This is a genomic window from Actinomadura viridis (assembly GCF_015751755.1).
In the GTDB taxonomy this organism is placed as follows: domain Bacteria; phylum Actinomycetota; class Actinomycetes; order Streptosporangiales; family Streptosporangiaceae; genus Spirillospora; species Spirillospora viridis.
Window position 1 is genome coordinate 5,588,141 of record NZ_JADOUA010000001.1, and the last position, 24,996, is coordinate 5,613,136.

Genomic DNA, 24,996 nt, shown 5'->3' on the forward strand with positions numbered 1-24,996 from the left:
GGAGCACGTCCGGAGCGCGTCAGGAACCGGAGTCGCGGTCCTTGCTGGGCTGAACGCGCTTGGGCTCGCCGGGCATCTTCGGATAGTTGGGCGGATACGGCATGTCGCCCAGGCCATGGTCGTTCTCGTCGCGCTCGGCCATCTCCAGCAGCGGCTCCAGCGAGAACGCCCGGTCGTCGATGGCGGCGTGCGGGTCGCCGACCTTGGCGAACCGCTCGGGCATGGTGACGATCGTGAAGTCCTCCGGCGCGACGTCCGGCAGCTCCTCCCAGGTCACCGGGGCGGAGACGGGCGCGTGCGGGGCGGGCCGGACGCTGTAGGCCGAGGCGATCGTCCGGTCGCGGGCGTTCTGGTTGAAGTCCACGAAGATCTGCTCACCGCGCTCCTCCTTCCACCACTTGGTCGTCACCTGGTCGGGGACGCGACGCTCGATCTCGCGCCCGAAGGCCAGCGCCGACCGGCGCACCTCGGTGAAGGTCCAGCGCGGCTCGATCCGCACGTAGATGTGCACGCCGCCCTTGCCGGACGTCTTGACGTAGCCGGTGTAGCCCAGCTCGCCCAGCAGGTCGCGGGCGGGCCCCAGCGCGACCCGTACCGCGTCACGGAAATCGGTGCCGGGCTGCGGGTCGAGATCGATGCGCAGCTCGTCGGGATGGTCGACGTCCCCGGCCCGGACCGGCCAGGGGTGGAAGGTGAGCGTGCCGAGGTTGGCCGCCCAGGCGATCACGGCGACCTCCGACGGGCAGACCTCGTCGGCGGACCGGCCGCTGGGGAAGTCGATCCGGGCGGAGGGCACCCAGTCGGGCGCGCTCTTGGGGATGCGCTTCTGGTAGAAGGCGTCGGCGCCGCGCGGGTTGTCGCGGGTGGCCAGCCGGGCCCCCTCGAAGACCCCGCCGGGCCACCGCTCCAGGGTGGTGGGGCGGTCGCGGGTGGCGCGCAGGATGCCCTCTCCCACCGCGATGTAGTACTCCACCAGCTGCCGCTTGGTGTAGCCGTGCTGGGGGAAGTACACCTTGTCGGGATTGGTGACCTTGACGAGCCGATCCCCGACCGGGATCTCGATGAACGGTGAGGCCATAAGCGCACGGTAACCCACGGGTCGGACAGGATCGGCGGGACGCCCCGGGCCGGTCCGGCCGTGTCGCCGGCGAGGTACCGTCGAGAGCATGGCGAAGATCCACAAGAGCGAGGACGAGTGGCGGGCCCAGCTCAGCCCGGCCGAGTACCACGTGCTCCGCGAGGCCGGCACCGAGCGGCCCTTCACGGGTGAGTACACCGACAGCAAGACCGTCGGGGTGTACCGGTGCCGCGCCTGCGGCACCGAGCTGTTCCGCTCGGAGACCAAGTTCGAGTCGCACTGCGGATGGCCGTCCTTCTACGAACCGTCCGGATCGGACGCGGTCGTCCTCATCGAGGACCGTTCGCTCGGCATGGTCCGTACCGAGGTCAGGTGCGCGACCTGCGACTCGCACCTGGGCCACGTCTTCGAGGGCGAGGGCTACGACACCCCGACCGACCAGCGCTTCTGCATCAACTCGATCTCCCTCACCCTGGAGCCGGCCGGGTAGCACCGCCTCGCCGGTCGAGCGCTTTCGGCCGGTCGAGCGGGTACGGCAGGTTCAGCGGGTACGGCAGGTACGGCGGGTACGGCAGGTACGGCGGGTACGGCAGGTACGGCGGGTACGGGGGTTCGGCGGGGTTCAGCGGGTCTCGCCGACCTCGCAGTCGTCCTTGTCGCTCTGCTTGTTGGCCAGGACGACGCTGCCGTTACCCTTGCTCGTGCCGTGGATGAAGACGCGCGGCTTCGCGCCGCCGCCGCGCAGGTACTCGGTCGTCCACTCGCAGAGGGAGACGGCGGGCTCGGAGTTCTCGTCGCCCTCCTTGAGGTCGGTGTAGACCCGCAGGAAGTCGCCGGTGCGCTGGACGTCCTTGACGTACTTGGAGACCTTCTTCTCCGGGTCCTTGGTCTGGAGGTAGGGCAGCACGTCGGCCGTCTCGTCGCCGTCGGCGCCGCCCCCGTCACCGCCTTCCGCGGCGGCCCCGGGGCTCGGCTCCGGCGAGGCCGCGGCGGAGGGCCTGGCCTTCTGCGCGGCGACGGCGGCCTGAGGCGACCGGTCCGCACCGGCCGCCGAGAAGCCCGCCACCGCCGTCGCCGCCAGCAGCGCCAGCGAGGCCGTGCCGGCACCGGCCACGGCCAGCCTGCGCCGGCGCGGTCCCCCGAGCGATCCCTTGATCAGCCGGTTCCACCGGACGCTGAACTCGGACGGCGGCTTGGCGTGCCTTCCACGGCTGTGCCTGGGGGGAGCTTTGGTCACGGCCAGAACCTTACTTGCCTTCGGCGCCCCGGAGGCCGCCATCCGGCGACCTTCCGTGCCCGCCGGCCGGTGAATCGGGGGCCCGGGCTCGCCGTGACCTACGGAAGGCTCGCGACGAGCTCCGCGACCGGCTTGCGGCGACCGGTGTAGAAGGGGATCTCCTCGCGCACGTGGCGGCGGGCCGTGGAGCCCCGCAGATGCCGCATGAGGTCCACGATGCGGTGCAGCTCGTCGGCCTCGAACGCCAGGATCCACTCGTAGTCGCCCAGGGCGAACGAGGGCACCGTGTTGGCCCGCACGTCCGGGAAGCCCCGCGCCATCTTGCCGTGCTCGGCGAGCATCCCCCGGCGCTCCTCGTCCGGCAGCAGGTACCACTCGTACGACCGCACGAACGGGTACACGCACACGTGCGCCCGGGGCTCCTCGTCGGCGAGGAAGGCCGGGATGTGGCTCTTGTTGAACTCCGCGGGCCGGTGCAGCGCCATCTGCGACCACACGGGCTCGCTGGCCCGGCCCAGGGCCGTCCGGCGGAACCGGGAGTAGACCTCCTGGAGGTCCTCGGAGGTGGGCGCGTGCCACCAGAACATGTAGTCGGCGTCGGCCCGCAGGCCGGAGACGTCGTACAGGCCGCGCGTGACCACGTCCTTCCGCGCGACCTGGTCGAGAAGGTCCTGCACCTCTCCGGCGTCCCGCTCCCCGATCCGGCCCGGATCCTTGACCCGGAACACCGACCACATCGTGTAGCGGATCACCTGGTTAAGATCGCGTGCTTTCGGCTTGCTCGCCTTGTCCGTCGCTGCCATGACTCGATTCTCCCCGACCGTTCACGAACTCCAGCATCCGGGTCGCCGCGGCGCGCGCGCCGGCGATGCAGGCCGGGATCCCCAGCCCGTCGTACGCCGCGCCCGCCACCGCCAGGCCCGGCTGCCGCGTCACGGCGGCCCGGATGCGCGCCACCCGGTCGACGTGACCCACGTTGTACTGGGGCAGCCCGCCGCCCCAGCGGGTCACCCGGCTTTCGAGGGGCAGCTCCGAGACGCCGCACGTCGCGGCCAGCTCCGTCATCGCGGCTGCCTTGAGGTCGTCGTCGCTCCGCTGCAGGGTGTGCTCCTCGCCGTACCGGCCGATGGAGCACCGCACGGCGATGACGCCCGGGTCGCGGTCGCGCAGGTGGGGCCATTTGACGGAGCTGAACGTGACGGCCTTCACCTCGCGCCGCTCGACCGCCGGGACGAGGTACCCGCTGCCGCGCGGGAGCCGCGGGAACGCGCTCGCCGCGTAGACGAGGGTGATCAGGGCCATGCTCGCGTAGTCGATGCGCTCCAGCTCGCGCGCGGCGGCGGGGACGTCGGCGGCCAGCAGGCGGGCGGCGGGGGCGGCGGGCACGGCCACCACCACGGCGTCCGCGTCGAGCGCCTCGGGGGCCCGCGCGGGCCCCAGGGTCAGCCGCCAGCCGTCGGGACGCCGCCGCAGCTCGCGGACCATCGTGCCGGTGCGGATCGTCCCTCCGGCGGCGGTGACGTCCTCGGCCACCAGGTGCGGAAGCGTGCCCAGGCCGCCGGGCAGCGTGGCGAACACCGGCCCGGCGGCGGCGGGCGCGGGCCCGGCCGCCCGGATGCCGCGGACGGCGGCGATGAGGGAACGGTGCGAACGGGCGGCGGCGGCCACCGACGGCATCGTCGCCTCCAGGGACAGCTCCTCGACGCGGCCCGCGTACACCCCGCCCAGCAGCGGCTCGACCAGCCGGTCCACCACCTCGCGGCCCATCCGGGCGCCGATGAAGTCGGCCACCGACACGTCACCGCCGCGCGGCGTCTCCGGCAGGACGAGGTCGAGGGGCACCCGGGCCAGCCCGGCCGGGGACAGCACGTGGGAGGCCGCCAGCGCGCGCAGGTCGGACGGTATGCCCATGACCTGGCCCTGGGGCAGCCTGCGCAGCGCCCCATGGCTGAAGATCGCCGAGGAGGTCGTCCCGGGGTGCACCAGCGCGCCGGCGTGGCCGAGGTCGCGCACGAGGTCCAGGCCCTCCGGGCGGCGGGCCAGCATCGCCTCCGCGCCCTCGTCCACCGGCAGCCCGCCGACCTCGCTCACCTGGAGCTTGCCGCCGATCCGCGGGGAGCCCTCCAGGACGGTCACCCGGGCGCCGCCGCGCGCGAGCAGGCGCGCCGCCGCCAGTCCCGCGATGCCCGCTCCGACGACCACGACATGGGAGGTGCTCATGGCGTCCACGATTCCAGATATCCCTCGTCCACCGGTAAACACCCCCCGTTCACCGCGCCCTTCACCACGCCGGCACGGCCGCGTCGAGCGCGCGCACCGGCCGGCCGTGATCGGAGCGCGGCCTCATCGTGGCCTGATCGCGATCAGGCCACCGGAACGGTGACCTGGAACACACCGTCGAACGGCCATGCGGATCGTACGAAGCGTCAGACACGCCACGTGCGTGCTCATCACCCTGCTGCTGGCCGCCACTCTGGCCGCCTGTGGCGGGAACGGTGACGACAACGCCACCTCCGGCGACGCGCGCCGGCCCGCACCGGCCGCGCCGGGCGCGCCCGAGGGCGCCGCGGGCGACTCCTCCGGAGACCGCGCCGCCACCCGCGGGGGCTCGGGCTCAGGCTCGGGCTCGGGGCCGGGCGGCGCGCGGAACCCGACCTCCGTCCAGGAGGGGCGCCCCGCCGGCAAGTCCGTGGCCTACACCGCGTGGCTGCGGGTCCGGGCGTCCGACGTGGACCGTGCCGCCACCCGGGCCAAGCAGCTGACCACCTCGGCCGGCGGGTACATCGAGAACGAGTCGTCGTCCACCGACCCGGCCAGGGCGACGCTGGCCCTGAAGATCCCCTCCGAGCGCTACACCTCGGTGCTGGACGGGCTCACCACGCAGCTGGGCACGAAGCTCTCGCTGCGCCAGGAGGCCGAGGACGTCACCCGGGAGGTGGCCGACGTCGACAGCAGGGTGCGGTCGGCGCAGGCCGCGCTGGTCTCGTTCCGCAAGCTGCTCGACCGGGCCCGCACGGTCGGGGAGGTCATCAACGTGGAGGACGAGATCGCCCGGCGGCAGGCCGACCTGGAGGCCCTCCAGGCGCGGCAGAAGGCGCTCCAGCAGAGCACCCGGTACGCCACGGTGACGGTCACGCTGTCGGGACCGGTGAAGGGCGAACCGGAGGAGGAGCCCCGGGGCGGCTTCGTCGACGGCCTCCAGAAAGGCTGGGACGACTTCACCGCCTTCGTGTCCGGGGTGGCGCTGGTCCTGGGCTGGCTGCTGCCGTTCCTGGCCCTGGCCGCGCTGATCGGCGGACCTGTCCTGGTGGTCGTGCGGCGCCGCCGCGCCCGCCGTCCGCAGGCCCCGCCCGCGACGGGGCCGGACCGCCCGGCTCCCGGCTCCGGCCCGGCGCCAGGCTCGGGCCCGGCTCCCGGCTCCGGCCCGGCTCCCGGCTCGGGCTCTGACCTCGGCCCCGACCCCGGTGCGGGCCCTGGCGGGCCGCCGTCCCAAGGGCCGGGCGAGGCTCCCGTCCCCGCCGCCTCACGCCCCGACGCGCCCAAGCCGCCGGAGTGAGGCCGGTGCCGTACGCACCGGCATGGCCGCCGAACCTGCGCCGGGCATGCGCGGGGCATGCCCGGCACCACGCCCCGCGGCGTGGAACGTCAGCGCGCGCTCGCCTCGTGGACGAAGTCCGCGAGGCGGGCCAGCTTCTCCGGATCGGTGGTGGGGAGCACGCCGTGACCGAGGTTGAAGACGTGCCCCTCGGCGGCCCGGCCCCGCTCCAGCACGTCCCGGGCCCGTCGCTCCACGACCTCCCAGGGCGCGAACAGGAGCGCCGGGTCGAGGTTGCCCTGCAGCGCCTTGCCGGGCCCGACCCGGCGGGCGGCCTCGTCCAGCGGCACCCGCCAGTCGACGCCCACGACGTCGGCGCCCGCCCCGCCCATCAGGCCGAGCAGCTCGCCGGTGCCGACGCCGAAGTGGATCCGGGGCACGCCCAGCGCCTCGATCTCCGCGAAGATCCGGCCGGTGAACGGCAGCACCGAGGCGCGGTAGTCCTCCGGGGCGACCGCGCCGACCCAGGAGTCGAACAGCTGGACCGCGCTCGCCCCGGCCGCCACCTGCACCTTGAGGAAGGCGATCGTGATGTCGGCGAGCCGGTCCATCAGCTCGGCCCACAGCCCGGGCTCGCCGTACATCAGGGCCTTGGTGCGGTCGTGGTTCTTGGAGGGGCCGCCCTCGATCAGGTAGGAGGCCAGGGTGAACGGCGCGCCCGCGAACCCGATGAGCGGGGTGTCGCCCAGCTCGCCCACCAGCCCGCCGACCGCCTCGGTGACGTACGGGACGTCGTCGGGGGTGAGCGGGCGCAGCCGCGCGGCTCCCGAACGGTCGCGGATCGGGTCGGCGATCACCGGCCCGACGCCCGGCTTGATGTCCAGGTCGACGCCGATCGCCCGGAGGGGCACCATGATGTCGCTGAAGAAGATCGCCGCGTCCACCGAGTACCGCCGGACCGGCTGCATCGTGATCTCCACGATCAGGTCCGGCCGCGCGCACGCCTCCAGCATCGCCACGCCCTCGCGGGCCTTCAGGTACTCCGGCAGCGACCGGCCGGCCTGGCGCATGAACCACACCGGCGTATGCGGCACGGGCTCGCGGCGGCACGCCTTCAGGAAGGGGCTCTGCCCGAGTGCGGCGGGATCCTGCGGAACGTCAGCGTCGAAAGGCACCCTCCGATCGTCCCATGCCCTCATCCCGGTCCCGCACCGAGGCTCTGTCTCGAAGTCCCGGCCCACGGCGCTCGCCTGGCGGCTCGCACCTGACCGGGCCTTGGCGAGCGCGACATCGCTTCGCGATCCGCCCGGCGACGCTCGCCTCCGGCATCGCCCCACCGGGCAGCCAACGCGCTCGCGCGATGGCTGAGGCCACTTCGAGACACGCCCAAGGTGGGGGTCGCGGCCGCCCGGCCGCCGTCGAAGTTCCGGACACGCCGAGCGAAGTCCCGCATTCTGTCACCGGCTCGTGCGAACGTGATCCGTGTCATAGCCGAGGGAGGTCCCCCTTGTACTGTTCCACCTGCGGCGACGAGCGCGATTTCGAGCAGCCGCCGTGCCGGGACGGGCACGGCGCCGACTGCCCCGAACGGGCCTGCACCGCGTGCGGCACGGCCGTCCTGGTCGGATTCCCGCCGCCCGTCGAGGCCGGAGGCACCGTCCGGGGTCCCGCGGTCCGGGATCCCGCCGCCGGCCGCCCCGCGCCCTCCGCGCGCGCCGCGGCCTCCGACCCGTCCGTCCCCGACCGGACCTCGTCCCAGCGGGCCGTGGCCTGACCGGCCCGGCTCCCGAAACGAAACCACCTGTGCTGTGCCTCTCTCCCCTCCCACCTCGCCCGTCACCAGCGCGCCCGTCACCGGCGCGCCCGTCGCCACCGGGCCCCCCGGCGGCGGGCCCCCCGGCGGGCCGGCCGACGCCGCCGTCCACCCGGGCCCCGTTCTTCCCGGCCCCGTTCATCCCGGCGCCGTCCACACCGGCCCCGTCCCGGCGTCCCCGGGCCCGGCTCCGGCCCGCGCGCACCGTCCGGCGGCGTCCACCGCCGGCACACCGGCCGGCCGCGCCATGACCGTCCCGCCGGAGCCGTTCCGCAGAGCCGTCGAGACGCTGCACGGCATCCTCGAAGGGCCGCCCCTGCGGCCCGAGCTGGACCTAGAGGAGATGCCCGCCCCGCAGCGGCTGGCGCCGTACGCCGCCGCGCTCTCGGGCAACGTCTACCGCGACGACGACACCGAGGTCGCGATGGGCCGCCTCATCGTCCTGTACGACCCGGAGGGCCGCAGCGGCTGGACCGGCGGCTTCCGGATCGTGGCCTACATCCGGGCCGACCTGGAGCCGGAGATCGCCGCCGACGAGCTGATCGGCTCGGTGGCGTGGAGCTGGCTGCTGGAGGCCCTGGAGCCGGTCGGGTACGCCGGCGAGTCCGGCACGGTCACCCGCGCGGTGTCGGAGAGCTTCGGCGACAAGAGCGGCGAGCCCTCCACCACCGAGCTGGAGCTGCGCGCGTCCTGGTCGCCCACCGGCGAGGACCTGGCAGGCCACGTGCTCGCCTGGTGCGAGGTGATGTGCATCACGGCGGGCCTGCCGCCCGCCGGGGTCGGCTCGCTGCCGGACCGCCCACGCGGCGGCACCGGCTGAGCGACGTACGGTAGGGGACGTGGGAAGCACAGCGTCCGAGACCGAGGCGGCGGGCGGAGGCGCCCAGGCGCCCGGTCCGCAGGCCGTCCGGCCCGAATCAGCGTCCGAGGAGTCCACCACGACCGACCAGGCCACCGCGCCGGCGGAACCCGCCGGGCCCGGCGCGTCACCCGGCCCCGCCGCGCCCGGCACGGGGCCCTCCACCACGGGGCCGTCCGGCACGGGGCCGTCCGGCACGACCGCGGCCCGCGGTTCCGCCAGGCCGGACACCCCTCGTCACGGCCCCGGCGCCGGTCCCGGCATCGCCGAGTCCGCCGTCACCGGTCCCACCGGCCCGGTGCCCGGGGTCGCGGCGGAGCCGGCCGGCACGGCGGCCCTGCCCCTGCTCGAACCGCGCGAGGGCGTCCCGCCCGTGGTCGCCGACGCCCCCGGTTTGGAACGTGTCATCGCGGCCTTCGCGGCGGGCACCGGCCCGGTCGCGGTGGACGCCGAACGGGCCTCCGGCTACCGGTACGGGCAGCGCGCGTACCTGATCCAGCTGCGCCGCGCCGGGGCGGGCACCGCGTTGATCGACCCGATCGCCTGCCCCGACCTGTCCGCCCTGGACGCGGCGCTGGCCGACGCCGAGATGGTCCTGCACGCGGCCAACCAGGACCTTCCGTGCCTGGCCGAGGTCGGCCTCGTGCCGCGGCGGCTGTTCGACACCGAGCTGGCCGGGCGGCTGCTCGGCTATCCGCGGGTGGGCCTGGGCTCCATGGCCGAGAACGTCCTCGGGTTCGTGCTGGAGAAGGGCCACTCGGCGGCCGACTGGTCCACCCGGCCGCTTCCGGACGACTGGCTGCGGTACGCGGCGCTGGACGTGGAGCTGCTAGTGGAGCTGCGGGACGCGCTGGTCGAACGGCTGACCGCCGCGGGCAAGCTCGACTGGGCGCTGGAGGAGTTCGCGGCGATCCTGGCCACGCCTCCCCGGACGCCCCGGCCCGACCCGTGGCGCCGTACGTCCGGCATCCACCGCGTGCGCAACCGGCGCGCGCTGGCGGTGGTCCGCGAGGTGTGGGAGGCCCGCGACCGGATCGCCCAGGAACGCGATGTGTCACCCGGGCGGGTGCTGCAGGACGCGGCCATCGTCGAGCTGGCCCTGAAGGCCCCCAAGACCCAGGCCGAGCTGCTGGCCCTGCCGACCCTGCGCAACCGCGGCGCCCGCCGCCACCAGTCGGCCTGGCTGCGCGCGGTCTCCCGGGCCCGCGGGCTGCCCGACAAGGCGCTGCCGGAGGCCAACCTGCCCGGTGACGGCCCGCCGCCCCCGCACCGCTGGGCCGAACGCGACCCCGCCGCCGCCAGGCGGCTCACCGCGGCCCGCGCCGTGGTCTCGGCGCTGGCCGACGAGCACACCATGCCCGCCGAGAACCTCGTGCAGCCGGACTACGTCCGCCGGCTGGCCTGGTCGCCGCCGGAGGAGACCACGCCCGCGGCCGTCGGCGCGGCCCTGCGCGCCCTCGGCGCCCGCGCGTGGCAGGTGAACCTCGTCGCCAAGCCCCTGGCGAAGGCGCTCCTCAGGCTGGAGAGCAAGGGCGAACTCTGAGATCGCGCGACACGGTGCCCCAGGACGTGGTCCTGGGGCACCGGCGCGTCGATATCGGGCGCGGCTCAGTAGGCGGTCTTGCCGCCCATGGCCAGGGCCAGCTTGCGGAAGGGCTCGGCCTCGCCGGGACGGCTCTGGCGTTCGAGCGTCCGGGCGAGCACCTCGTGCGCCCACGCGTTGCAGGGGTCCAGGTCCACCAGGCGGCGGAAGGTCTCCTCCGCGCGCGACAGCTGGGCGGAGTGGAAGTAGGCGCGGCCGAGCAGCTCGATCACGGTGCGGTTGCCGGGCTGCTCCTCGGCCAGGGGCTCCAGGATCCGCGCCGCTTCTGCCGGGTCGCGCAGCTCGAAGAACAGGCGGGCCCTCTCGTAGGTCTCGTAGCGCTGCTCCATCATGTCGGGCCCAACCGCCGGACGCCCCCGCCTATTCCGGCCCGCTCCCCGGCCCGTGAGCCGGGCTCAGAGGTCGGGGAGCGGGTCGCGGGGCAGGCTGTCGCGGTCGAAGATCTCGGTGTCGGCGGCGTTGAGGACCGGGACGTACTCGTCGTCCAGCTCGAAGAAGGCCCCCGCGAACTCGAACGAGGCCCCGTCCCCCGTCCGCACCGGGCCGATCCGCGTGCTGCGCGGGTAGCTCCCCCAGACGCTCCTGGGCTTGGATCCGCTGAGCGACCCGGTGGCGATCACCGCGATCTGCTCGTCGGTCACCACGAAGATGAAACCGGAACCGCCCCCGTGGTTCATCGCGGGGAAGATGTAGCGGATCTCGCCCTCGATGCCCAGGAACTCGCGGCATCGCTCGCGCAGGGGGCGTGGGACCGGCATGACGGCGGGAACCTCCCGGGAAGGGCGTCGTCGACCGTCCCCATCATGCACCGGTTCCTCAGACCGTGGCCAGAGCCATGGTCGGCGACAGCCGCGCCGCCCGCATCGCCGGGTACAGCCCCGCGACCGTGCCGATCGCCAGCGTCGCGCCGAGGGCTCCGGCGAGGGCCCAGAGCGGGACCACCGGCGGCCAGCCGCGGTAGAGCGCGAACGCCACGGTGACGGCCGTCCCGAGGACGACGCCGACCACCCCGCCCAGCGCCGACAGCAGCAGCGACTCGGCCAGGAACTGCACCCGCACCTGTCCCCGGGTGGCCCCCAGCGACCGCCGCAGGCCGATCTCGCGGCGCCGCTCCAGCACGGAGATCACCATCGTGTTGGCCACGCCGACCCCGCCGACCAGCAGCGCCACCGCGCCCAGCCCCAGCAGCAGGTTGGTGAACGCCCCCGCCGCCGCGGCCTTGGCCGCCAGCGCGTCCGACGGCCTGCTGACCTCGACCTCCTCGGGGTTCTCGGGGTTGACGGTACGGGCCAGCACCGCCCGCACGTCCTCCACCGCCGCGTCGGCCGAACGCTCGTAGATCCTCGTCGGATGGCCGTCGAACCCCAGGTACCGCTTGGCCGCGTCCCACCCGACCAGCGCCGACCGGTCCACCTCGGGCGCCAGCCCGGCGGGCTCCAGGACGCCGAGCACGGTGAACCAGCGGCCGCCGATCCACACGGCGCCGCCCACCCGGTCGGCCCCCAGCCGCCGCGCCGCCTCCGATCCCAGGACCACCCCCGGGTAGCGGGCGGTCCCGGCGTTCAGCCAGACGCCCCGGCGCACCTTCACGTCCAGGGTGCGCAGGAGGCCGTCCGACGCCGCCTGGACCCCGATCCCGTGGGTGACCTCCTCGGGGATCCGGTCGGTGCGCCGTACCGTCGCGGTGACCGCGCCGGTGGCGCCCACCGCGGTCACCGGGCCGATCCGGGCGACCATCGACGGCGCCGCCTCCGGCAGCCGGGCCTCCTGCCCGAACAGGGTGTCGCCGGGCTCGGCGGTGAGCAGGTTGGTGCCCAGCCGGTCGAGCCGCCGCAGCAGGTCCTCCTTGCTGGAGGAGGAGATCCCGATCACGGCGACCATGGTCGCGATGCCGATCGCGATGCCCAGCGCCGACAGCACCACCCGGGTCGGCCGGGACCGCAGCCCGCTCAGCCCGACCCGCAGCACGTCCCGCCCGCTCAGCCGCGCGGGCGTCAGGGCGGCGCTCATCGGGCCCCCGCGTGCTCGTCGGCCACGATCGCCCCGTCCCGGACCCGGACCCGGCGCGGTGCCCGCGCGGCGACGTCCCGGTCATGGGTGATGATCGCGACGGTGGTGCCCGCGCCGTGCAGGCCGTCCAGCAGTTCGAGGACCTCCGCGCCCGCGGCCGAGTCGAGGTTCCCGGTGGGCTCGTCGGCCAGCAGCAGGCCGGGCTCGCCGACGACGGCGCGCGCCACCGCGACCCGCTGCTGCTCGCCGCCCGACATCTGGTGGGGCCGGTGACCGGTCCGGTGGCCCAGCCCCACCCGTTCGAGCGCGGCGCGCGCCCGCTCCCGGCGTTCCCGCAGCCCCGCCCCGCCGTAGAGGATCCCGTCCGCGACGTTGTCGAGGGCGCTGACGCCGGCCGCCAGGTGGAACTGCTGGAAGACGAACCCGATATGCCGGGCCCGCAACGCCGACAGCTCCCGGTCCGACAGTGCCGCGACCTCGTACCCGGCGATGCGGACGGTGCCCTCGCTGGGCCGGTCCAGAGTCCCGATCATGTGCAGCAGCGTCGACTTGCCCGACCCCGACGGCCCCACGATCGCGGTCATCTCGCCCCGTCCGATCACCAGGTCGACGCCCCGCAGCGCCTCCACGCCGCCCGGGTACCGCTTGGCGACCCCGCGCAGCTCCACGATGGGCTCACTCACCGGACGGCACCCCGACCTTCATCCCCGCGGCCAGCCCGGCCCCGCCGATCTCGACCCGGCCACCGCCGAAGGCGCCGGTGGTGACCGGGACGATCCGCCGGGCCGTGCCCTCCACGACCTCGACCCCGAAGCCGCCCTCGCGCAGTGCCAGCAGCGCCTCGATCGGCACCGCCAGCACGTCCTCGCGCCGTTCGCTCTCCAGCTCGACGGTGACGGGCGCCTGGTCGAGCCGTCCGGCGCCGGCCTTCTCCAGCGTGATCGTGACGTCCACGGTGGTCTTCTGGTTCTGGTCGGTCCCCGTGGTCTTCGCCACCGCCCCCACCGAGGCGATCCGTCCCGGGACGACCGTTCCGCCGGGCAGCTCGACCGACACCTTCGCGCCCTTGACGGCCATCTCCTGCTTGTCGGCGTCCAGGTCGACATGGACGACCCGCCGCGTGCCGGCCACCGTGAGCACCGGCTGCCCGGGGGCGATCCGCTTGCCCTCCGGCGCCTTGACCTCCTTCACCCGAACGGCGTGGGGCAGGAACACGACCTGGCTCGCGTCCACGGCCCCCGTCTCCGGAAGGCCCCGGTCGTCCTGCCACTCCCGTACTGCCGCGTCCGTGGCGCCGGTGAACTCCTTGTCCACCGTCATGTCACTCCCGTAGCCGAGAGCCTTCAGATTGCTCTCCAGCCGCCTGACGTCCGCCCCGTCGGAGACCCCCTGCTTGAGGGTCCGGTAGATGGGCGTGCCCCCGTACATGAGGGTCACGGGCTTTCCCTGAACGCGTACCAGGGGCTCGCCCCGTCCGATCGAGGCCCCCTCCGCCGGCGCCCACGTGACGACCCCCGACGCCGCGGCCCACACCGACCGCTCCCCGTCATAGGTCAGCGTGCCGTCGACCTTCTCGGTGTCCACGAGGTCCCCCTTGACGATGGACGCCGTGGTCAGCTTGGCCTCGCCCCCCTTCGCCTCGGCCTCTCCCCCGTCCCCGCCCAGGGCGAACGCGGCCCCGCCCGCGGCCACCGTGACGGCCGCGCCCACGGCGAGCACCCGCCTCACTTCTGCCGTCCCGGCAACAGGTGCCCGCAGACCTCGCGCGCCTTCCGGAGGTCCGCCCGGTCGACCTCCTTGAAGAAGCCCTGGAGCCCCTCCCCGCTGGGGTCGGGGATGTCGATCCCGTTCTTCCTCGCGCACTGCGCGAACTTGACCATCTGGTCCCGGAACTTCGGGTCCCTGAACTCGGGCAGCTTCCCGCTCGCCTCCAGGAACGGACGGCACTTCTCCATCGCCGCCTGCAGCTTCTCCCGGTTGCCGTTCTTCCTGAGCTCCATCCGGAAGTTCCCGCCGCCCGCCTGAGGATCGGGCATGTCGATCCCGTTCTGCCGCATGCACTGGGCGAACTTCAGCTGCGCGTCCTCAGGACTGAGCGACCGCGTAGGCGAAGCGGACGCCTTCGCCACCGTCCCCCCGGCACTGGCCACGCCCGTCCCGCCGTCGTCTCCCCCGCAGGCCGCGAGCCCCAGCACCAGCGGAACCGCAAGACCCAGGCCCCACACACGAGTCCCCATGACGTCCTCTCCGCCAGGGGCCACGCACCCCCAGCGAAGGTCATTCGAGCGCCCCAGGGGTTAAACCTTCATTAGCCGCATGCCCTCTCACCGGGTCGGACGAGGTCTGAGGCAGTCGCCCAGGAGCCCTCTCACCAGCAGAAACGTCCGGATGAGTCGCGGTGAGTCGGAGCGGATCGAGCCTCGTTGGCTCCCCGTTCTGGCTCCCGTGGCCCCAGCCCGCGTCCATGGTGATCCTGGACGTGAGCCGGCGGAAGCAACCCGCACCACCGTTGGCGAAGTGGCGTGAACCTGACAGGCCGGGACACTACAGTTCCAGTTCGTGACCGATGCCCCCCACCGCACCGCTTCGGACGATGACATGCTTCTCGAGAGGCTGCACTCTCTTGCGTGGGGAGCAGGGGGCGTGATCCCCGCCCGTGGCCTCCTCCCGGACAAGCCTTTTCCTCCCCTCACGATCGCCGAAGTAGAGCGCGCAGAACAGCATCTCGGGTATCGGCTGCCCCAGTTACTCCGACGCATCTATACCGAGATCGGTGATGGCGGGTTCGGGCCGGAAGGCGGCCTCGCATCGCTGACGCCGCGCCACATTCCGCACTGGTACGTGCCGGACTGGCCTTGCGCAACCACCATCCATGCCCAGCGGGCAGGGTGGGAGCCGCCGGCCTCGTGGCTCTTCCTGACGGGGGGTGGCTGCACCATGGAGTGGTACATCTCGCTGATAGCGGTCGATCACCCGGTGCTGCTCTGGGACGCCGATGGCTGGGAACCAGAGCGGGGCCAGGATCCTCACGACGGCCTGCGCTATGCGGCGCCGTCCCTGCGTCAGTGGCTGTGGACCTGGGCAGACGGAGGCGATGTGTGGGACGAGGCGCTCGCACAGCCCGAGTAGGCACTGAGCAACTAGCAACTGAGCGAGCTGCTCGTCGGCCCGCTAAATCGAGTTGTAGAGCACGGTGTCATGGAGCCGGATCTCGACGCCGTCCACCTCTCCCAGGGCGCGGTAGTGGACGAGCGCGTTGCGATCTTCGCCGCCATGGAACACCTTCATTAGCCGCATGCCCTCTCACCTCATGCGCGCCTTGAGTCTGCTGGCTAAGGTCGGCACTCATGCAGACCTCGGGGACTGCTCGCCGCCAGGCGGCGGAGCGTAGGCACGACACTCTGGAACGGCTCGCTACCGAGCGGGATGTATGGGTGTCGACGGCACATCCTGATCACGGCCCGCACCAGGTGCCGCTGTGGTTCTTGTGGGACGGGCGAGCGGTGTGGATGTGCACCGGTGCCACTTCCGCGACTGCTCGGAACGTCCGCGAGGAGCCGCGCGTGCGCCTGGCGCTGCCGGACACCTTCGACGTGGTGCTTCTCCAGGGCGAGGCGGAGTGCTTTCTGGACCAGGATGTGCCCGGAGACGCGGCGGAGGCCTTCGCCGGCAAGTTCGGGTGGGACCCGCGTTCGGAGGAAGAATCCTTTCTGTACGTGCGCGTGGTGCCGAGAACTGTGCGGGCTTGGCGCGGCGAGCCGGAACTACGCGGCAGAGTCATCATGCGCGACGGGGCCTGGCTGGGATAGCGGCGAGCCTCCGCCGGTGACTGGACGACTACGCTGCGGGCATCGGCCGCACCCGAAAAGGAGACCCGTGACCAAGCGCAATACCGACAGCAAGGTCTGGGATCCCTTCGGCACGCTTCGCCGGGTCCTGTGGATCGGCGGCGGGCAATGGGCCGGCAAGACCACCGTGGCGCGGCTGCTGGCCTGCCGATACGGGCTGACCGCCTACAACTACGACTACCACGACGCCCGCGGCCACAACGACCGCCGGATCGCCCGCCGGATCGAACTCGGCCGTCCGCCCGCCGCACCGGACCCCGACACCACCTGGGTGAACACCACCCCACAGGACATGGCCGCCGAAACACTCGCCGGCTTCCCGGTCCGCTTCGAATGGGCCCTGGACGACCTGCGCGCCCTGGTCGCCGGGCGCCCCATCATCGCCGAAGGCTGGGGGCTGCGCCCGGAGCTGGTCGCGCCGATCATCGACTCGCCCCGCCGGATGGCCGTCATGGTGCCCACCGACGCGTTCCGCGACCGGCAACTGCGCGAACTCACCCGAGCCGCCACCGTCGGACACGGCGTCGGCGATCCCGCCCGGGCCCAACGCAACCGGCTCGAACGAGACCGCCTCGTCGCCGACGACGCCGTCCGCTCCGCCCGGCGCCTCGGCATCCGCGTGATCGAAGTCGACGGGACCCGCGACGCCGACGCCGTTGCCGACATCGTCGCCGAGCACTTCCGCGCCTATCTCCCAGCCCCAGAAGACGGCCCCTGACCGGCGCAGGCATTCGGACAGTCGTTACCCCATCCCTGATCACCACGAGCGCCGAGCCGAATTCGAGCCTTGCCTGGAGGACGGGAGCGCATGGTGGAGCCGGACCGGTGGCATACGCCAGAATAATTGGTTCGGACTTTCGATGTTCGGCTGTGTCATGTCGTCCTCCTCCATCCATTACCGACCGGTCAGCAGAGACGCCGGCGGATCCACCAGAAGCAGAACCCCACGAGGCCGAGGGTGACGAGCGCGTAGAGCCCGGACTCGACCCCCTGGAGGGCCCAGAAGCGGTCGGCGGGCTGATAGACGAGCCGCTGCTCGTACCCGAGCCGGTTGATCGCGGCGATGCACTCTTCGGGCCCGAGACTCCGTGCCGGAACGCCGTTCCGGGGGGATCCGCAGGGGGGCGAGGTCAAGGTGAAGGGGAGGGCGTCGACGGTGCGTCCGGAAGCGTCGATGGTCTCGTTGGCCAGGACCCAGGCACCGACGTCGGGCACCTTCACCCGTACCCGGACCGGGCTGTCGAGTTCTTCCGCCACGAGGGCCTCGAGGTTGGCCGAGGTGATCGTGGTGGTGGTACGGGTGGGCGGCAGGAGGTGGGGCCGGACGAGCTGGGGCACGGCCACCTGGACGGCGACGAACACCGCCAGGGTGAGTGCCATGGCGGGCACCGTGCGGCGGATCAGCATCCCGGCGGTCACGCCGAGGGCGAAGGCGAACGCCGCGTAGGCGATGGGGACGATGCCGCGGCCGTCGAAGACCAGGGGCGTCATCCTCGACAGATCGCCGCCGGAGGTCTTGTCGAGCGGGACCGACCACCAGCTCACCGCCAGGGCCCCCAGGCCCGCCGCGGTCACGGAGACCAGCCCGATGAGGCCGAGCTTGACCGCCAGCCAGCGGGCACGGGTCACGCTCTGGCCCCACACCAGCCGGTGCGTTCCGGCCTCGAGCTCGCGGGCGACCAGGGGCGCTCCCCAGAAGGCGCCGATGAGGGCCGGAAAGCCCAGGACGCCGGCGAGCAGGGCGAAGTAGGCGAGCCGGTGCTCGGTGAAGAACCGCACGGCGAACATCGTGCAGTCGTCCGCCGTGCCGCAGGCCGCGGCTCCGGAGGCGTACTCCTCGGCCAGGTCCGGGCCGGTGACCGCCAGGACGGCGGCCAGGACCGTCAGGGCGGCGAACGTCACCGCCGCCGGGACGCGGAACTGGCGCCAGGTCAGCCAGATCATCGCTGGACCTCCAGGACGGGCCGGCCGCCCGCGGCGGCGGGCTCGCTCATGTAGGCCAGGACGAGGTCCTCCAGGCTGAGCCGGCTGACGGTCCAGGCGGGGTCGTGGATCGGGTCGTCGGTGCGGACGATGAAGGTGCTCTGCCGGTCGGTGTGGCCGGCGGAGACGACGTGCTGCCCCGCCGGGAGCCGGCCGGGGTCGCGGCGCGGGCCGGTGAGCCGGTGATGGGAGGCCAGCAGCCGGTCGACCTCGCCCGCCACCCGGACCCGCGAGGCCGTCAGGACGATCAGATGGTCGCAGGTCCGCTCCAGGTCGGACATCAGGTGGGAGGACAGCACCACGCTGAACTCGTGCTCGGCGGCGGCCTCCATCAGGCCCTGCAGGAACTCGCGGCGGGCGAGCGGGTCGAGCGCGGCGACCGGCTCGTCCAGGACCAGGAGTTCGGGCCGTTTGGCGATGCCCAGGGTGAGGGCGAGCTGGGCGCGCTGACCGCCTGAGAGTTTCCCGGCCCTGCGGGCGGGATCGAGGCCGAGCCGCCCGATCCGGTTCCGGGCCAGCGCGTCGTCCCACCGCGGGTTGAGCCGGGCGCCCAGCCTCAGGTGCTCGGCGACGGTCAGCCCGGGGTAGGTGGGGGTGTCCTGCGCGACGAAACCGACCCTGGCCAGCTGCGCTGGCCCGGCGCCGGGGCGTTCGCCGAGCACCTCGATGTCGCCCGAGGTCGGCGTGAGCTGCCCCGCGATCAGGCTCAGCAACGTGGTCTTCCCCGCCCCGTTGGGGCCGACCAGCCCCACCACGTGACCGGCGGGAACGTCCAGGGTGCAGCCGGTCAGCGCCCAGCGCGGGCCGTACTTCTTCCCAAGGTTCCGGGTTCGCACGACGGCGGTCACGCTATGTCCTCCTGTGCGGCGGTCCGAAAGGTCGTCGTGAACAGGGCCTCGATGCTCTCGTCGTCGAGACCGGCCCGGCGGGCCTTGGCCAGCCAGCGCCGCAGTTCCTGGCGCAGCGGCTCGTGCGCCGCCAGCGAGGCGTCGGCCAGCGTCGCGGTCACGAACGTCCCGACCCCCGGGCGGGCGGCCACCAGGCTCTCGTGTTCGAGCTCCCGGTAGGCCTTGAGGACGGTGTTGGGGTTGATCGCCAGCCGTGCGACCACCTCCTTGACCGTCGGGAGCTGGTCGCCTTCGCGTAGCAGGCCCAGCCGCAGGGCCTGCCGCACCTGGCGGACCAGCTGGAGGTACGGCGAGACACCGGACCGCTCGTCCAGATGGAACTCGATCAACCGCTACTCCATTCATCTAGGTAACTAGCACAATATGGAGATAGGTAGATCAACTGTCAACCGCGGGGACCGTGAGCGGCGCGAAAGGGCCCTCGAACACCGCGGGCGGCGCGGCGGAGGCGTTCGATCATGCCGAGGCGGCGAGGTGGGGCCTGTCGCCGGGACGGCGAGAGGCCGGGGCAGGAGGCCCGGCAGGGCGGACGGCGACGGGAGCGAGGGGCTGCCGTCGGGGACGGAGGCGGCGGCGAGGGCCGCGCCTCCCCAAGGGCCGCGCCTCCCGTTCAGCGGTGGGGCGGGCATCAGTACCGGCCGGCGGTCCGGTGCGCCCGGAGGGGTCGATCGCACGCTCACAGGGCGTGCCGTCCCGCGCATCCGTGCGCGGGTCCGCCCCCGCACTCCTCGCGGGTTCGTGGTGCCTTCCCCGGCACGACGAGCCCGCGAGGAGCACGGCTGCGGAGGGAGGTCAGATCTCCAGGTCCTCCTCGATGCCCTTCAGCTTGTGCCGGGCCAGCGCGAGGTTCGCCCGCGTGCGGTCGAGTGCCAGGTAGAGGAACAGGCCCGTGCCCTTCCGGCCCCTGATCGGGCGGATGATGTGGTACTGGTCCGTCAGCGTGATGAGGATGTCCTCGATGTCGCTCTTGAGGCCGAGCTGTTCCATCGTGCGCATCTTGGCACGGACGACCTCGGTGTTGCCGGCCGCGGCGACCTGGAGGTCGAGCCCGCTGGAGCTGCCGAGCATCCCGAGCGCCATGCCGCTGCCGTAGTCGACCACGGCCGCGCCGACGGATCCGTCGATCGCCATCATGTCGTTCAGTGTCTGGTCCAATGTGGACATTGGCCTACCTTCCTGTGGGGGAGCGGGTCGATGTACTCGTGAGGTGCTCGGCGATCGCACGCGCCACGGGACGCGACTCCAGATGGAGGCGGCCGACGTTGACGCCCGGCCCCGCGAGCACCGTGAGCGAGGCGGTGGGGCCGGCCGAGTAGACGACCACGTAGCCGTTGACGCCGTTGACGACCACCTCGTTGAAGGCGCCGCCGTGCGCGGCCTCGACCATGCGGTGCGACAGCGCGAGCCCCGAGGTGGTGAGCGCCGCCATGCCGGCGGGCTCGATCGAGGGCGGCAGGTCGTGGGCGATGAGCAGGCCGTCGGACGAGGCGACCAGGCTGCCGGCGAGCCGCGGGAACCGCTCGCGCAGGATCCTGAGTTCTCTCAGGACGGCGGGTTCGGGGGCCGGGCGGCCGCCGCCCGGATCGGACACCGTCACCTTCGTGGACCTTCCTTTCAGGTATCCGAGACGCCGTTTGAACGCGGTCACGCGAGATCCCGCAGCGCGGCGTGGAGCCGGACGAGCACGTCGTGGTCCACCGGCTCCCACTGGTCCGGGGACGCGGAGGGGCGCTCCGGCGGCGCCTCCGTGGCGGCCTTCGCGGGACGGCGCCTGGAGGGCAGGGCACCGGTCAGGCCGCGGGGCGGTGTGACCAGGGCCGCCGCCGCCAGCCCGCGCACCGCCAGCAGGCACCCGAACATCGTGTGCCCCAGGTCGTGCGCCAGGTCGGCGGGGGTGCGCCTCCCGTCGGCGTTGAGGAGGACCTCGGCCTGCAGGCCGGTCAGGATCACCCGCTGCCGCCGGACCCGCCTGACCGGGACGACGGGGGCGTCGTCCAGGTCCGCGGAGGGCCACCGGGCGTCGAGTTCCGCGGCACGGCGCTCGCACTCGTGCACCAGCGTCGCGGGGGTGATCCGGCAGGCCGGGTCGAGCCGGTCCGGCACGCCCTCGGTGAACTCCGGGGCGGCCGGGGAGGCGAGCAGGAAGTACGCGGCGTCGAACGTCACCAGCAGGGACAGCAGCTCCCGCTGGGCGGCGCTCAGCGCGTCCGCGCCGTCCCGGCCTGAGACGCTCCCGCCGGGACGGAAGGCGCCCAGGAGCCGCTCGGGCCCGGGGGTCGCGCCGCTCTCGGCGAAGGTGACCCTGCCCTCGGCGACGTGGAAGGCGCCGTCGTCGCCCACGCGCAGCACGCCGGTGCGGCGCCCTTTTTCCAGGCTCCGCAGTTCCGCGTGGACAAGACCGTCCCTATACGTGCTCGCGCCGCCCGCCACCACCTTTTCAGTTGGTCCGGACTTCTCCATGTCAGGAACTCGTCATTTCTTGGACCAATGACTGGACGCGGAGTCGCGCGAGTGCGAGGTTTCCCATCTCGCGATCGATCAGCAGGTGCAGCAACAACTGCCCGTCGAAGGCCGCGTTCACGAGAGTGAGGAGGTGGTAACCCGCGGTGCCGCAGACGATGATCTCTTCGATGTCGTCGCCGGCCGGACTGCCGCTGAGGGCCGGGGTGGCCAGGACGGTGCGCACGACATCGGTCGTCCCGGCGGCGTCTTCGTGCTGGTCGACGAGGTCCTGGCGCCCCGCGGCGGCCACCGCCAGCCCGCTGGAGAGGTCCACCAGCGTCGCCCTCCGGGCCCCCGGGACGTCCATCGTCCGGGCCAGAAAATCGTCGATGCCGAGCATCGCCCTCCCTTGCGCGTCAAAGGTCGGGTTGCACCGTACAGGATATTGAAGTGCGACGGAAAAGGACTGTCCGTTCAAACAATCGCGCCGTGTCCGGACACCCGAAATGGCGATCGCTGTCAGCACCGAATGTGTCACGGAACGTTCCCGGCGCGATCACTCCGTGACACGTGGAGATCACTAATCAAAGCGCGCCGCCGATTCACGGTCCGGCGGTCGGCGTTCGATCTGTCACGATTGGTGACGCGATGAAACGGGCCCGCGACGGCTCCCGGCGGGCCGCCGATCGGCATCCGGCCGGCGCACCGGACGCCGGCGCACCGGACGCCGGACGCCGGACGCCGGACGCCGGGCCTTCCAGGGCGCGGAGGGAGAAGGTTGCCGCGGAACGCGACGTGGCCTCAATCCGCCATATCTTGATCAGTATGGTCGGAACACGGGATCTTGGGGACATGAGATCACGATTCTTGACCGTCGCGTTGACCCTGGGCCTGATCGTCCCGCTGGGCGGGGCCGCGCAGGCCGGGACCCATTCCCCCTATCCCGACCGGTTCCCGCTGCCGGACGGGTTCCAGCCCGAGGGCATCGCGATCGGGCCGGGCGCGGTGGCCTACCTCGGATCGCGGGTGGACGGGCGCGTCTACCGGGTCGACCTGCGCACCGGGAAGGGCAGGGTCTTCAGCGAGGGCCCCGGCACGCCCTCGCTCGGGATGAAGACCGCCGGGGGCCTGCTGTACGTCGCCGGCGGCGCCGGCGGGGACGCCCGGGTGATCGACACCCGGACCGGGAAGGTGCTGAAGCGGTACGCGCTGGCCGCCGGGCCGTCGTTCGTCAACGACGTGGTGCTCACGAGGAAGGCCGCCTGGGTCACCGACTCCACCAATCCCGTCCTCTACCGGCTCCCGCTCGGCACCCGCGGCGAGGCCGCGGCCCTCCCGCTGAAGGGCGAGATCGTCTACGGGACGGGCGTCAACGCCAACGGCATCGAGCGGACCCCCGACGGCAGGTCGCTGCTCATCGTCCAGTCCAACACCGGCAGGCTCTTCACCGTCGATCCCCGGACGGGCGACACCAGGGCCGTGGACCTGGGCGGTGAGTCCCTCGTCAACGGGGACGGGCTGCTGCTGAAGGGCGACACCCTCTACGTGGTGCAGAACCGGCTCAACGTGGTGGCCGTCCTGAAGATCAGCCGCGACGGGTCCAGGGCGCGGGTGGTGGAGCGGGTCGGCGATCCCAGGTTCGACGTGCCGACGACGATGGCCGCGTTCAAGGGCCGGTTCTACCTGCCCAACGCCCGGTTCACGACGCCGCCGACGCCCGAGACCCCCTACGACGTGGTCGCGATCGACCGCTGACCCTCCCGGCTTACCGGCGTTTAACGGTCCACCCGGCATGCTTCCCGCATGCGTGTACTGATCGTCGAGGATGAACGCCTGCTCGCGGACACGATCGCCGAGGGACTGCGTGAAGAGGCGATCGCCGTCGACGTGGTGTACGACGGCGACGACGCCCTGGAGCGCGCCTCGTACACCGACTACGACGTGGTGGTCCTCGACCGGGACCTGCCCACCGTCCACGGTGACGACGTCTGCCGCGAGCTGGCGGGACGCCACCCCGGCCGCATCCTGATGCTGACCGCGGCCGGGGAGGTGTCCGAACGGGTGGACGGGCTGGCGCTCGGCGCCGACGACTACCTGCCCAAGCCGTTCGTGTTCAGCGAGCTGGTGGCGCGGGTCCGGGCGCTGGCGCGGCGGTCGGGCCCGGCGGTGCCGCCGGTGATGGAACGGGCCGGGATCCGGCTCGACCCGCACCGGCGGACGGTCGCGCGGGACGGGCGGCCGCTGCGGCTCACCCGGAAGGAGTTCTCGGTCCTGGAGGAGCTGCTGCGCGCCGACGGCGGGGTGGTCAGCGCGGAGACCCTGCTGGACCGGGCCTGGGACGAGCACATCGACCCGTTCAGCAACATCGTGCGGGTCACCATGGCCACGCTGCGCAGGAAGCTCGGCGACCCGCCGGTGATCGAGACCGTCACCGGGTCCGGCTACCGCCTGGACGGGACGCGGTGAGGGCGGCGGTGCCCAACCCGATGGCGCGGATGAGCGTGCGGGCCCGGCTGACGCTGGTGTACGGGGCGCTGTTCCTGGTGTCGACCACCGTGCTGGTGGTGACGCTGTACGCGCTGACGGCGCGCGCGATCGAGGACCGCTTCGGCTCCAACCCGATCAGCACGGTCCGGCCCTCGGTGGTGGAGGAGATCATCACCTCCGGCGACCGGGCGCGGGCGATCGGCGCGGCCAAGGCGGAGCTGGCCCGGCAGCTCGAGGCGCAGAAGCAGGAGGTGCTGGCGCAGCTGCTCCAGACCTCGCTGCTGATGCTGCTGGCGTTCGGGCTGGTCGCGGTGCTGATCGGCTACCTGGTGGCGGGCCGGATGCTGCGCCCGCTGCACACCGTGACCGCGACCGCTCGGCGGCTGTCGGAGAGCAACCTGCACGAGCGGATCGCGCTGGCCGGGCCGCAGGACGAGATCAAGGACCTGGCCGACACCTTCGACCGGATGCTGGACCGGCTCGGCCGGGCCTTCGACGCGCAGCGCCGGTTCGTCGCCAACGCCTCGCACGAGCTGCGCACCCCGCTGACGATCAACCGGACGGTGCTGGAGGTCGCGATCGCCAGCCGCAGGAATCCGCCGGAGACCAAGGCGCTGGCGGACGTGCTGCTCGGCAACACCGCGCGGCACGAGCGGCTGATCGAAGGGCTGCTGCTGCTGGCCCGGTCCGAACGGGAGCCGCAGGACCGGACCGCCACTCCCCTGCCCGACGTGGTGCGCAGCGCGCTCGACCAGCTGGGCGAGGCGCCCGGTGAGGTGGAGGTGGAGGCGGGGCTGGAGGACGCCGTGGTCGAGGGCGACGCGGTGCTGCTGGAGCGGTGCGCGGTCAACCTCCTGGAGAACGCTCTGAAGTACAACGTTTCCGGAGGACGGGTGTGGGTGCGCACCGGCGTCCGTGACGGCCTGGCGGTCCTGCACGTCGCCAACACCGGCAAACCCGTGCCCTCCTACGAGCTGGGCCGGATCTTCGAGCCGTTCCGGCGGCTGCGCGCCGACCGGATCGGCTCCGCGGAGGGCGCCGGCCTGGGACTGTCGATCGTCCGGGCGGTGGTGGACGCGCACGGCGGGCGGATCGAGACGCTCCCGCGCCCGGACGGCGGGCTGGCGATCACCGTGCTGCTCCCCGCGGCGCCCGCCGACCGTCACCGGCAGCGCCTGCGCGCCGGCCCCTGA

The 24,996-nt window shown here is 73.1% G+C and carries 30 protein-coding genes; 11 read left to right on the forward strand and 19 right to left on the reverse strand.

What is annotated here, in order from left to right; genetic code table 11:
* Window positions 1–19: 19 nt before the first annotated feature.
* Window positions 20–1,078: a DNA polymerase domain-containing protein gene (locus tag IW256_RS25335; protein ID WP_197013346.1), complete on the reverse strand. Its 1,059-nt coding sequence runs from the start codon at window positions 1,076–1,078 to the stop codon at window positions 20–22.
* Window positions 1,079–1,166: 88 nt separating this feature from the next.
* Between IW256_RS25335 and msrB the strand changes: the two genes are divergently transcribed.
* A complete protein-coding gene (gene msrB / locus IW256_RS25340) occupies window positions 1,167–1,568 on the forward strand; it encodes a peptide-methionine (R)-S-oxide reductase MsrB (RefSeq protein WP_197013347.1) in 402 nt (133 codons plus the stop codon).
* A gap of 132 nt (window positions 1,569–1,700) precedes the next feature.
* Here msrB and IW256_RS25345 read toward each other — a convergent pair whose 3' ends face one another.
* The 3 genes from IW256_RS25345 to hemG all read right to left on the reverse strand — a co-directional run bounded on the left by IW256_RS25345 (window position 1,701) and on the right by hemG (window position 4,556).
* A complete protein-coding gene (locus IW256_RS25345) occupies window positions 1,701–2,315 on the reverse strand; it encodes a hypothetical protein (protein ID WP_197013348.1) in 615 nt (204 codons plus the stop codon).
* 98 nt (window positions 2,316–2,413) lie between these two features.
* Complete coding sequence (hemQ, locus tag IW256_RS25350) at window positions 2,414–3,118, reverse strand: hydrogen peroxide-dependent heme synthase (protein WP_197013349.1); 705 nt, start codon at window positions 3,116–3,118, stop codon at window positions 2,414–2,416.
* The gene (gene hemG, locus IW256_RS25355) at window positions 3,072–4,556 is read right to left on the reverse strand and encodes a protoporphyrinogen oxidase (protein WP_475652141.1); all 1,485 of its coding nucleotides are present in this window, start codon (window positions 4,554–4,556) and stop codon (window positions 3,072–3,074) included. The genes hemQ and hemG overlap by 47 nt, the downstream gene beginning before the upstream one ends.
* A 202-nt stretch (window positions 4,557–4,758) precedes the next feature.
* Here hemG and IW256_RS25360 point away from each other — a divergent pair, with 202 nt between their 5' ends.
* Window positions 4,759–5,871 (forward strand): DUF4349 domain-containing protein, encoded by a 1,113-nt coding sequence (locus IW256_RS25360; protein ID WP_197013351.1) that lies wholly within the window; start codon window positions 4,759–4,761, stop codon window positions 5,869–5,871.
* Window positions 5,872–5,960: 89 nt separating this feature from the next.
* Here IW256_RS25360 and hemE read toward each other — a convergent pair whose 3' ends face one another.
* Window positions 5,961–7,025, reverse strand: a complete 1,065-nt coding sequence (gene hemE, locus IW256_RS25365) for a uroporphyrinogen decarboxylase (protein WP_307829059.1) — start codon at window positions 7,023–7,025, stop codon at window positions 5,961–5,963.
* Window positions 7,026–7,357: 332 nt separating this feature from the next.
* Here hemE and IW256_RS25370 point away from each other — a divergent pair, with 332 nt between their 5' ends.
* The 3 genes from IW256_RS25370 (at window position 7,358) to IW256_RS25380 (ending at window position 10,065) form a co-directional block, all read left to right on the forward strand.
* The gene (locus IW256_RS25370; protein ID WP_197013353.1) at window positions 7,358–7,624 is read left to right on the forward strand and encodes a hypothetical protein; all 267 of its coding nucleotides are present in this window, start codon (window positions 7,358–7,360) and stop codon (window positions 7,622–7,624) included.
* Window positions 7,625–7,910: 286 nt separating this feature from the next.
* Complete coding sequence (locus IW256_RS25375; protein WP_197016543.1) at window positions 7,911–8,483, forward strand: DUF3000 domain-containing protein; 573 nt, start codon at window positions 7,911–7,913, stop codon at window positions 8,481–8,483.
* A 337-nt stretch (window positions 8,484–8,820) separates the two neighbouring features.
* Window positions 8,821–10,065 (forward strand): HRDC domain-containing protein, encoded by a 1,245-nt coding sequence (locus IW256_RS25380; protein ID WP_307829402.1) that lies wholly within the window; start codon window positions 8,821–8,823, stop codon window positions 10,063–10,065.
* A gap of 65 nt (window positions 10,066–10,130) precedes the next feature.
* Here IW256_RS25380 and IW256_RS25385 read toward each other — a convergent pair whose 3' ends face one another.
* From IW256_RS25385 to IW256_RS25410, 6 genes are all read right to left on the reverse strand, one after another.
* On the reverse strand, window positions 10,131–10,457 hold the full coding sequence (locus IW256_RS25385; RefSeq protein WP_197013354.1) for a tetratricopeptide repeat protein: 327 nt from the start codon (window positions 10,455–10,457) through the stop codon (window positions 10,131–10,133).
* Between the two features lie 63 nt (window positions 10,458–10,520).
* Window positions 10,521–10,883 carry a hypothetical protein gene (locus tag IW256_RS25390; protein ID WP_197013355.1) on the reverse strand — a complete coding sequence of 121 codons (363 nt, stop codon included), beginning with the start codon at window positions 10,881–10,883 and terminating at the stop codon, window positions 10,521–10,523.
* Between the two features lie 58 nt (window positions 10,884–10,941).
* Window positions 10,942–12,135, reverse strand: a complete 1,194-nt coding sequence (locus IW256_RS25395) for an ABC transporter permease (protein WP_197013356.1) — start codon at window positions 12,133–12,135, stop codon at window positions 10,942–10,944.
* The gene (locus IW256_RS25400; protein WP_307829060.1) at window positions 12,132–12,818 is read right to left on the reverse strand and encodes an ABC transporter ATP-binding protein; all 687 of its coding nucleotides are present in this window, start codon (window positions 12,816–12,818) and stop codon (window positions 12,132–12,134) included. Before IW256_RS25400 ends, IW256_RS25395 begins: the two co-directional genes overlap by 4 nt.
* The gene (locus IW256_RS25405; protein ID WP_307829061.1) at window positions 12,811–13,863 is read right to left on the reverse strand and encodes a peptidoglycan-binding protein; all 1,053 of its coding nucleotides are present in this window, start codon (window positions 13,861–13,863) and stop codon (window positions 12,811–12,813) included. The genes IW256_RS25400 and IW256_RS25405 overlap by 8 nt, the downstream gene beginning before the upstream one ends.
* Window positions 13,860–14,372: a hypothetical protein gene (locus IW256_RS25410; RefSeq protein WP_197013357.1), complete on the reverse strand. Its 513-nt coding sequence runs from the start codon at window positions 14,370–14,372 to the stop codon at window positions 13,860–13,862. Before IW256_RS25410 ends, IW256_RS25405 begins: the two co-directional genes overlap by 4 nt.
* 322 nt (window positions 14,373–14,694) lie before the next feature.
* Here IW256_RS25410 and IW256_RS25415 point away from each other — a divergent pair, with 322 nt between their 5' ends.
* Window positions 14,695–15,264, forward strand: coding sequence for an SMI1/KNR4 family protein (locus IW256_RS25415; RefSeq protein ID WP_197013358.1), 570 nt, complete (start codon window positions 14,695–14,697; stop codon window positions 15,262–15,264).
* A 42-nt stretch (window positions 15,265–15,306) separates the two neighbouring features.
* Here the strand turns inward: IW256_RS25415 and IW256_RS41460 are convergent, their stop codons facing one another.
* Window positions 15,307–15,432 (reverse strand): hypothetical protein, encoded by a 126-nt coding sequence (locus IW256_RS41460; protein ID WP_307829062.1) that lies wholly within the window; start codon window positions 15,430–15,432, stop codon window positions 15,307–15,309.
* A 50-nt stretch (window positions 15,433–15,482) separates the two neighbouring features.
* Here IW256_RS41460 and IW256_RS42360 point away from each other — a divergent pair, with 50 nt between their 5' ends.
* The gene (locus tag IW256_RS42360; protein WP_197013359.1) at window positions 15,483–15,944 is read left to right on the forward strand and encodes a pyridoxamine 5'-phosphate oxidase family protein; all 462 of its coding nucleotides are present in this window, start codon (window positions 15,483–15,485) and stop codon (window positions 15,942–15,944) included.
* A gap of 67 nt (window positions 15,945–16,011) precedes the next feature.
* Complete coding sequence (locus tag IW256_RS25425) at window positions 16,012–16,701, forward strand: hypothetical protein (RefSeq protein ID WP_197013360.1); 690 nt, start codon at window positions 16,012–16,014, stop codon at window positions 16,699–16,701.
* Window positions 16,702–16,889: 188 nt separating this feature from the next.
* On the opposite strand, the gene IW256_RS25430 is transcribed toward IW256_RS25425, so the two are convergent.
* The 7 genes from IW256_RS25430 to IW256_RS25460 all read right to left on the reverse strand — a co-directional run bounded on the left by IW256_RS25430 (window position 16,890) and on the right by IW256_RS25460 (window position 21,716).
* A complete protein-coding gene (locus IW256_RS25430) occupies window positions 16,890–17,927 on the reverse strand; it encodes an ABC-2 transporter permease (protein ID WP_197013361.1) in 1,038 nt (345 codons plus the stop codon).
* Window positions 17,924–18,814: an ABC transporter ATP-binding protein gene (locus tag IW256_RS25435; protein ID WP_197013362.1), complete on the reverse strand. Its 891-nt coding sequence runs from the start codon at window positions 18,812–18,814 to the stop codon at window positions 17,924–17,926. Before IW256_RS25435 ends, IW256_RS25430 begins: the two co-directional genes overlap by 4 nt.
* On the reverse strand, window positions 18,811–19,203 hold the full coding sequence (locus IW256_RS25440) for a GntR family transcriptional regulator (protein WP_197013363.1): 393 nt from the start codon (window positions 19,201–19,203) through the stop codon (window positions 18,811–18,813). The genes IW256_RS25435 and IW256_RS25440 overlap by 4 nt, the downstream gene beginning before the upstream one ends.
* Window positions 19,204–19,666: 463 nt before the next feature.
* Window positions 19,667–20,038, reverse strand: a complete 372-nt coding sequence (locus tag IW256_RS25445) for a hypothetical protein (RefSeq protein WP_197013364.1) — start codon at window positions 20,036–20,038, stop codon at window positions 19,667–19,669.
* A gap of 4 nt (window positions 20,039–20,042) precedes the next feature.
* Window positions 20,043–20,471: a roadblock/LC7 domain-containing protein gene (locus IW256_RS25450; protein ID WP_307829063.1), complete on the reverse strand. Its 429-nt coding sequence runs from the start codon at window positions 20,469–20,471 to the stop codon at window positions 20,043–20,045.
* A gap of 47 nt (window positions 20,472–20,518) precedes the next feature.
* Complete coding sequence (locus IW256_RS25455) at window positions 20,519–21,334, reverse strand: hypothetical protein (protein WP_197013365.1); 816 nt, start codon at window positions 21,332–21,334, stop codon at window positions 20,519–20,521.
* Window position 21,335: 1 nt separating this feature from the next.
* Entirely contained in the window at window positions 21,336–21,716 is a 381-nt protein-coding gene (locus tag IW256_RS25460; protein WP_197013366.1) for a hypothetical protein, read from the reverse strand.
* 467 nt (window positions 21,717–22,183) lie between these two features.
* Here IW256_RS25460 and IW256_RS25465 point away from each other — a divergent pair, with 467 nt between their 5' ends.
* Genes IW256_RS25465 through IW256_RS25475 form a run of 3 tightly spaced genes read left to right on the forward strand, consistent with a single transcriptional unit; the run spans window position 22,184 to window position 24,996 of the window.
* Entirely contained in the window at window positions 22,184–23,071 is an 888-nt protein-coding gene (locus tag IW256_RS25465; RefSeq protein ID WP_197013367.1) for an NHL repeat-containing protein, read from the forward strand.
* A 48-nt stretch (window positions 23,072–23,119) separates the two neighbouring features.
* Window positions 23,120–23,782, forward strand: a complete 663-nt coding sequence (locus tag IW256_RS25470; protein ID WP_197013368.1) for a response regulator transcription factor — start codon at window positions 23,120–23,122, stop codon at window positions 23,780–23,782.
* Between the two features lie 8 nt (window positions 23,783–23,790).
* Window positions 23,791–24,996, forward strand: a complete 1,206-nt coding sequence (locus tag IW256_RS25475) for a sensor histidine kinase (protein WP_307829064.1) — start codon at window positions 23,791–23,793, stop codon at window positions 24,994–24,996.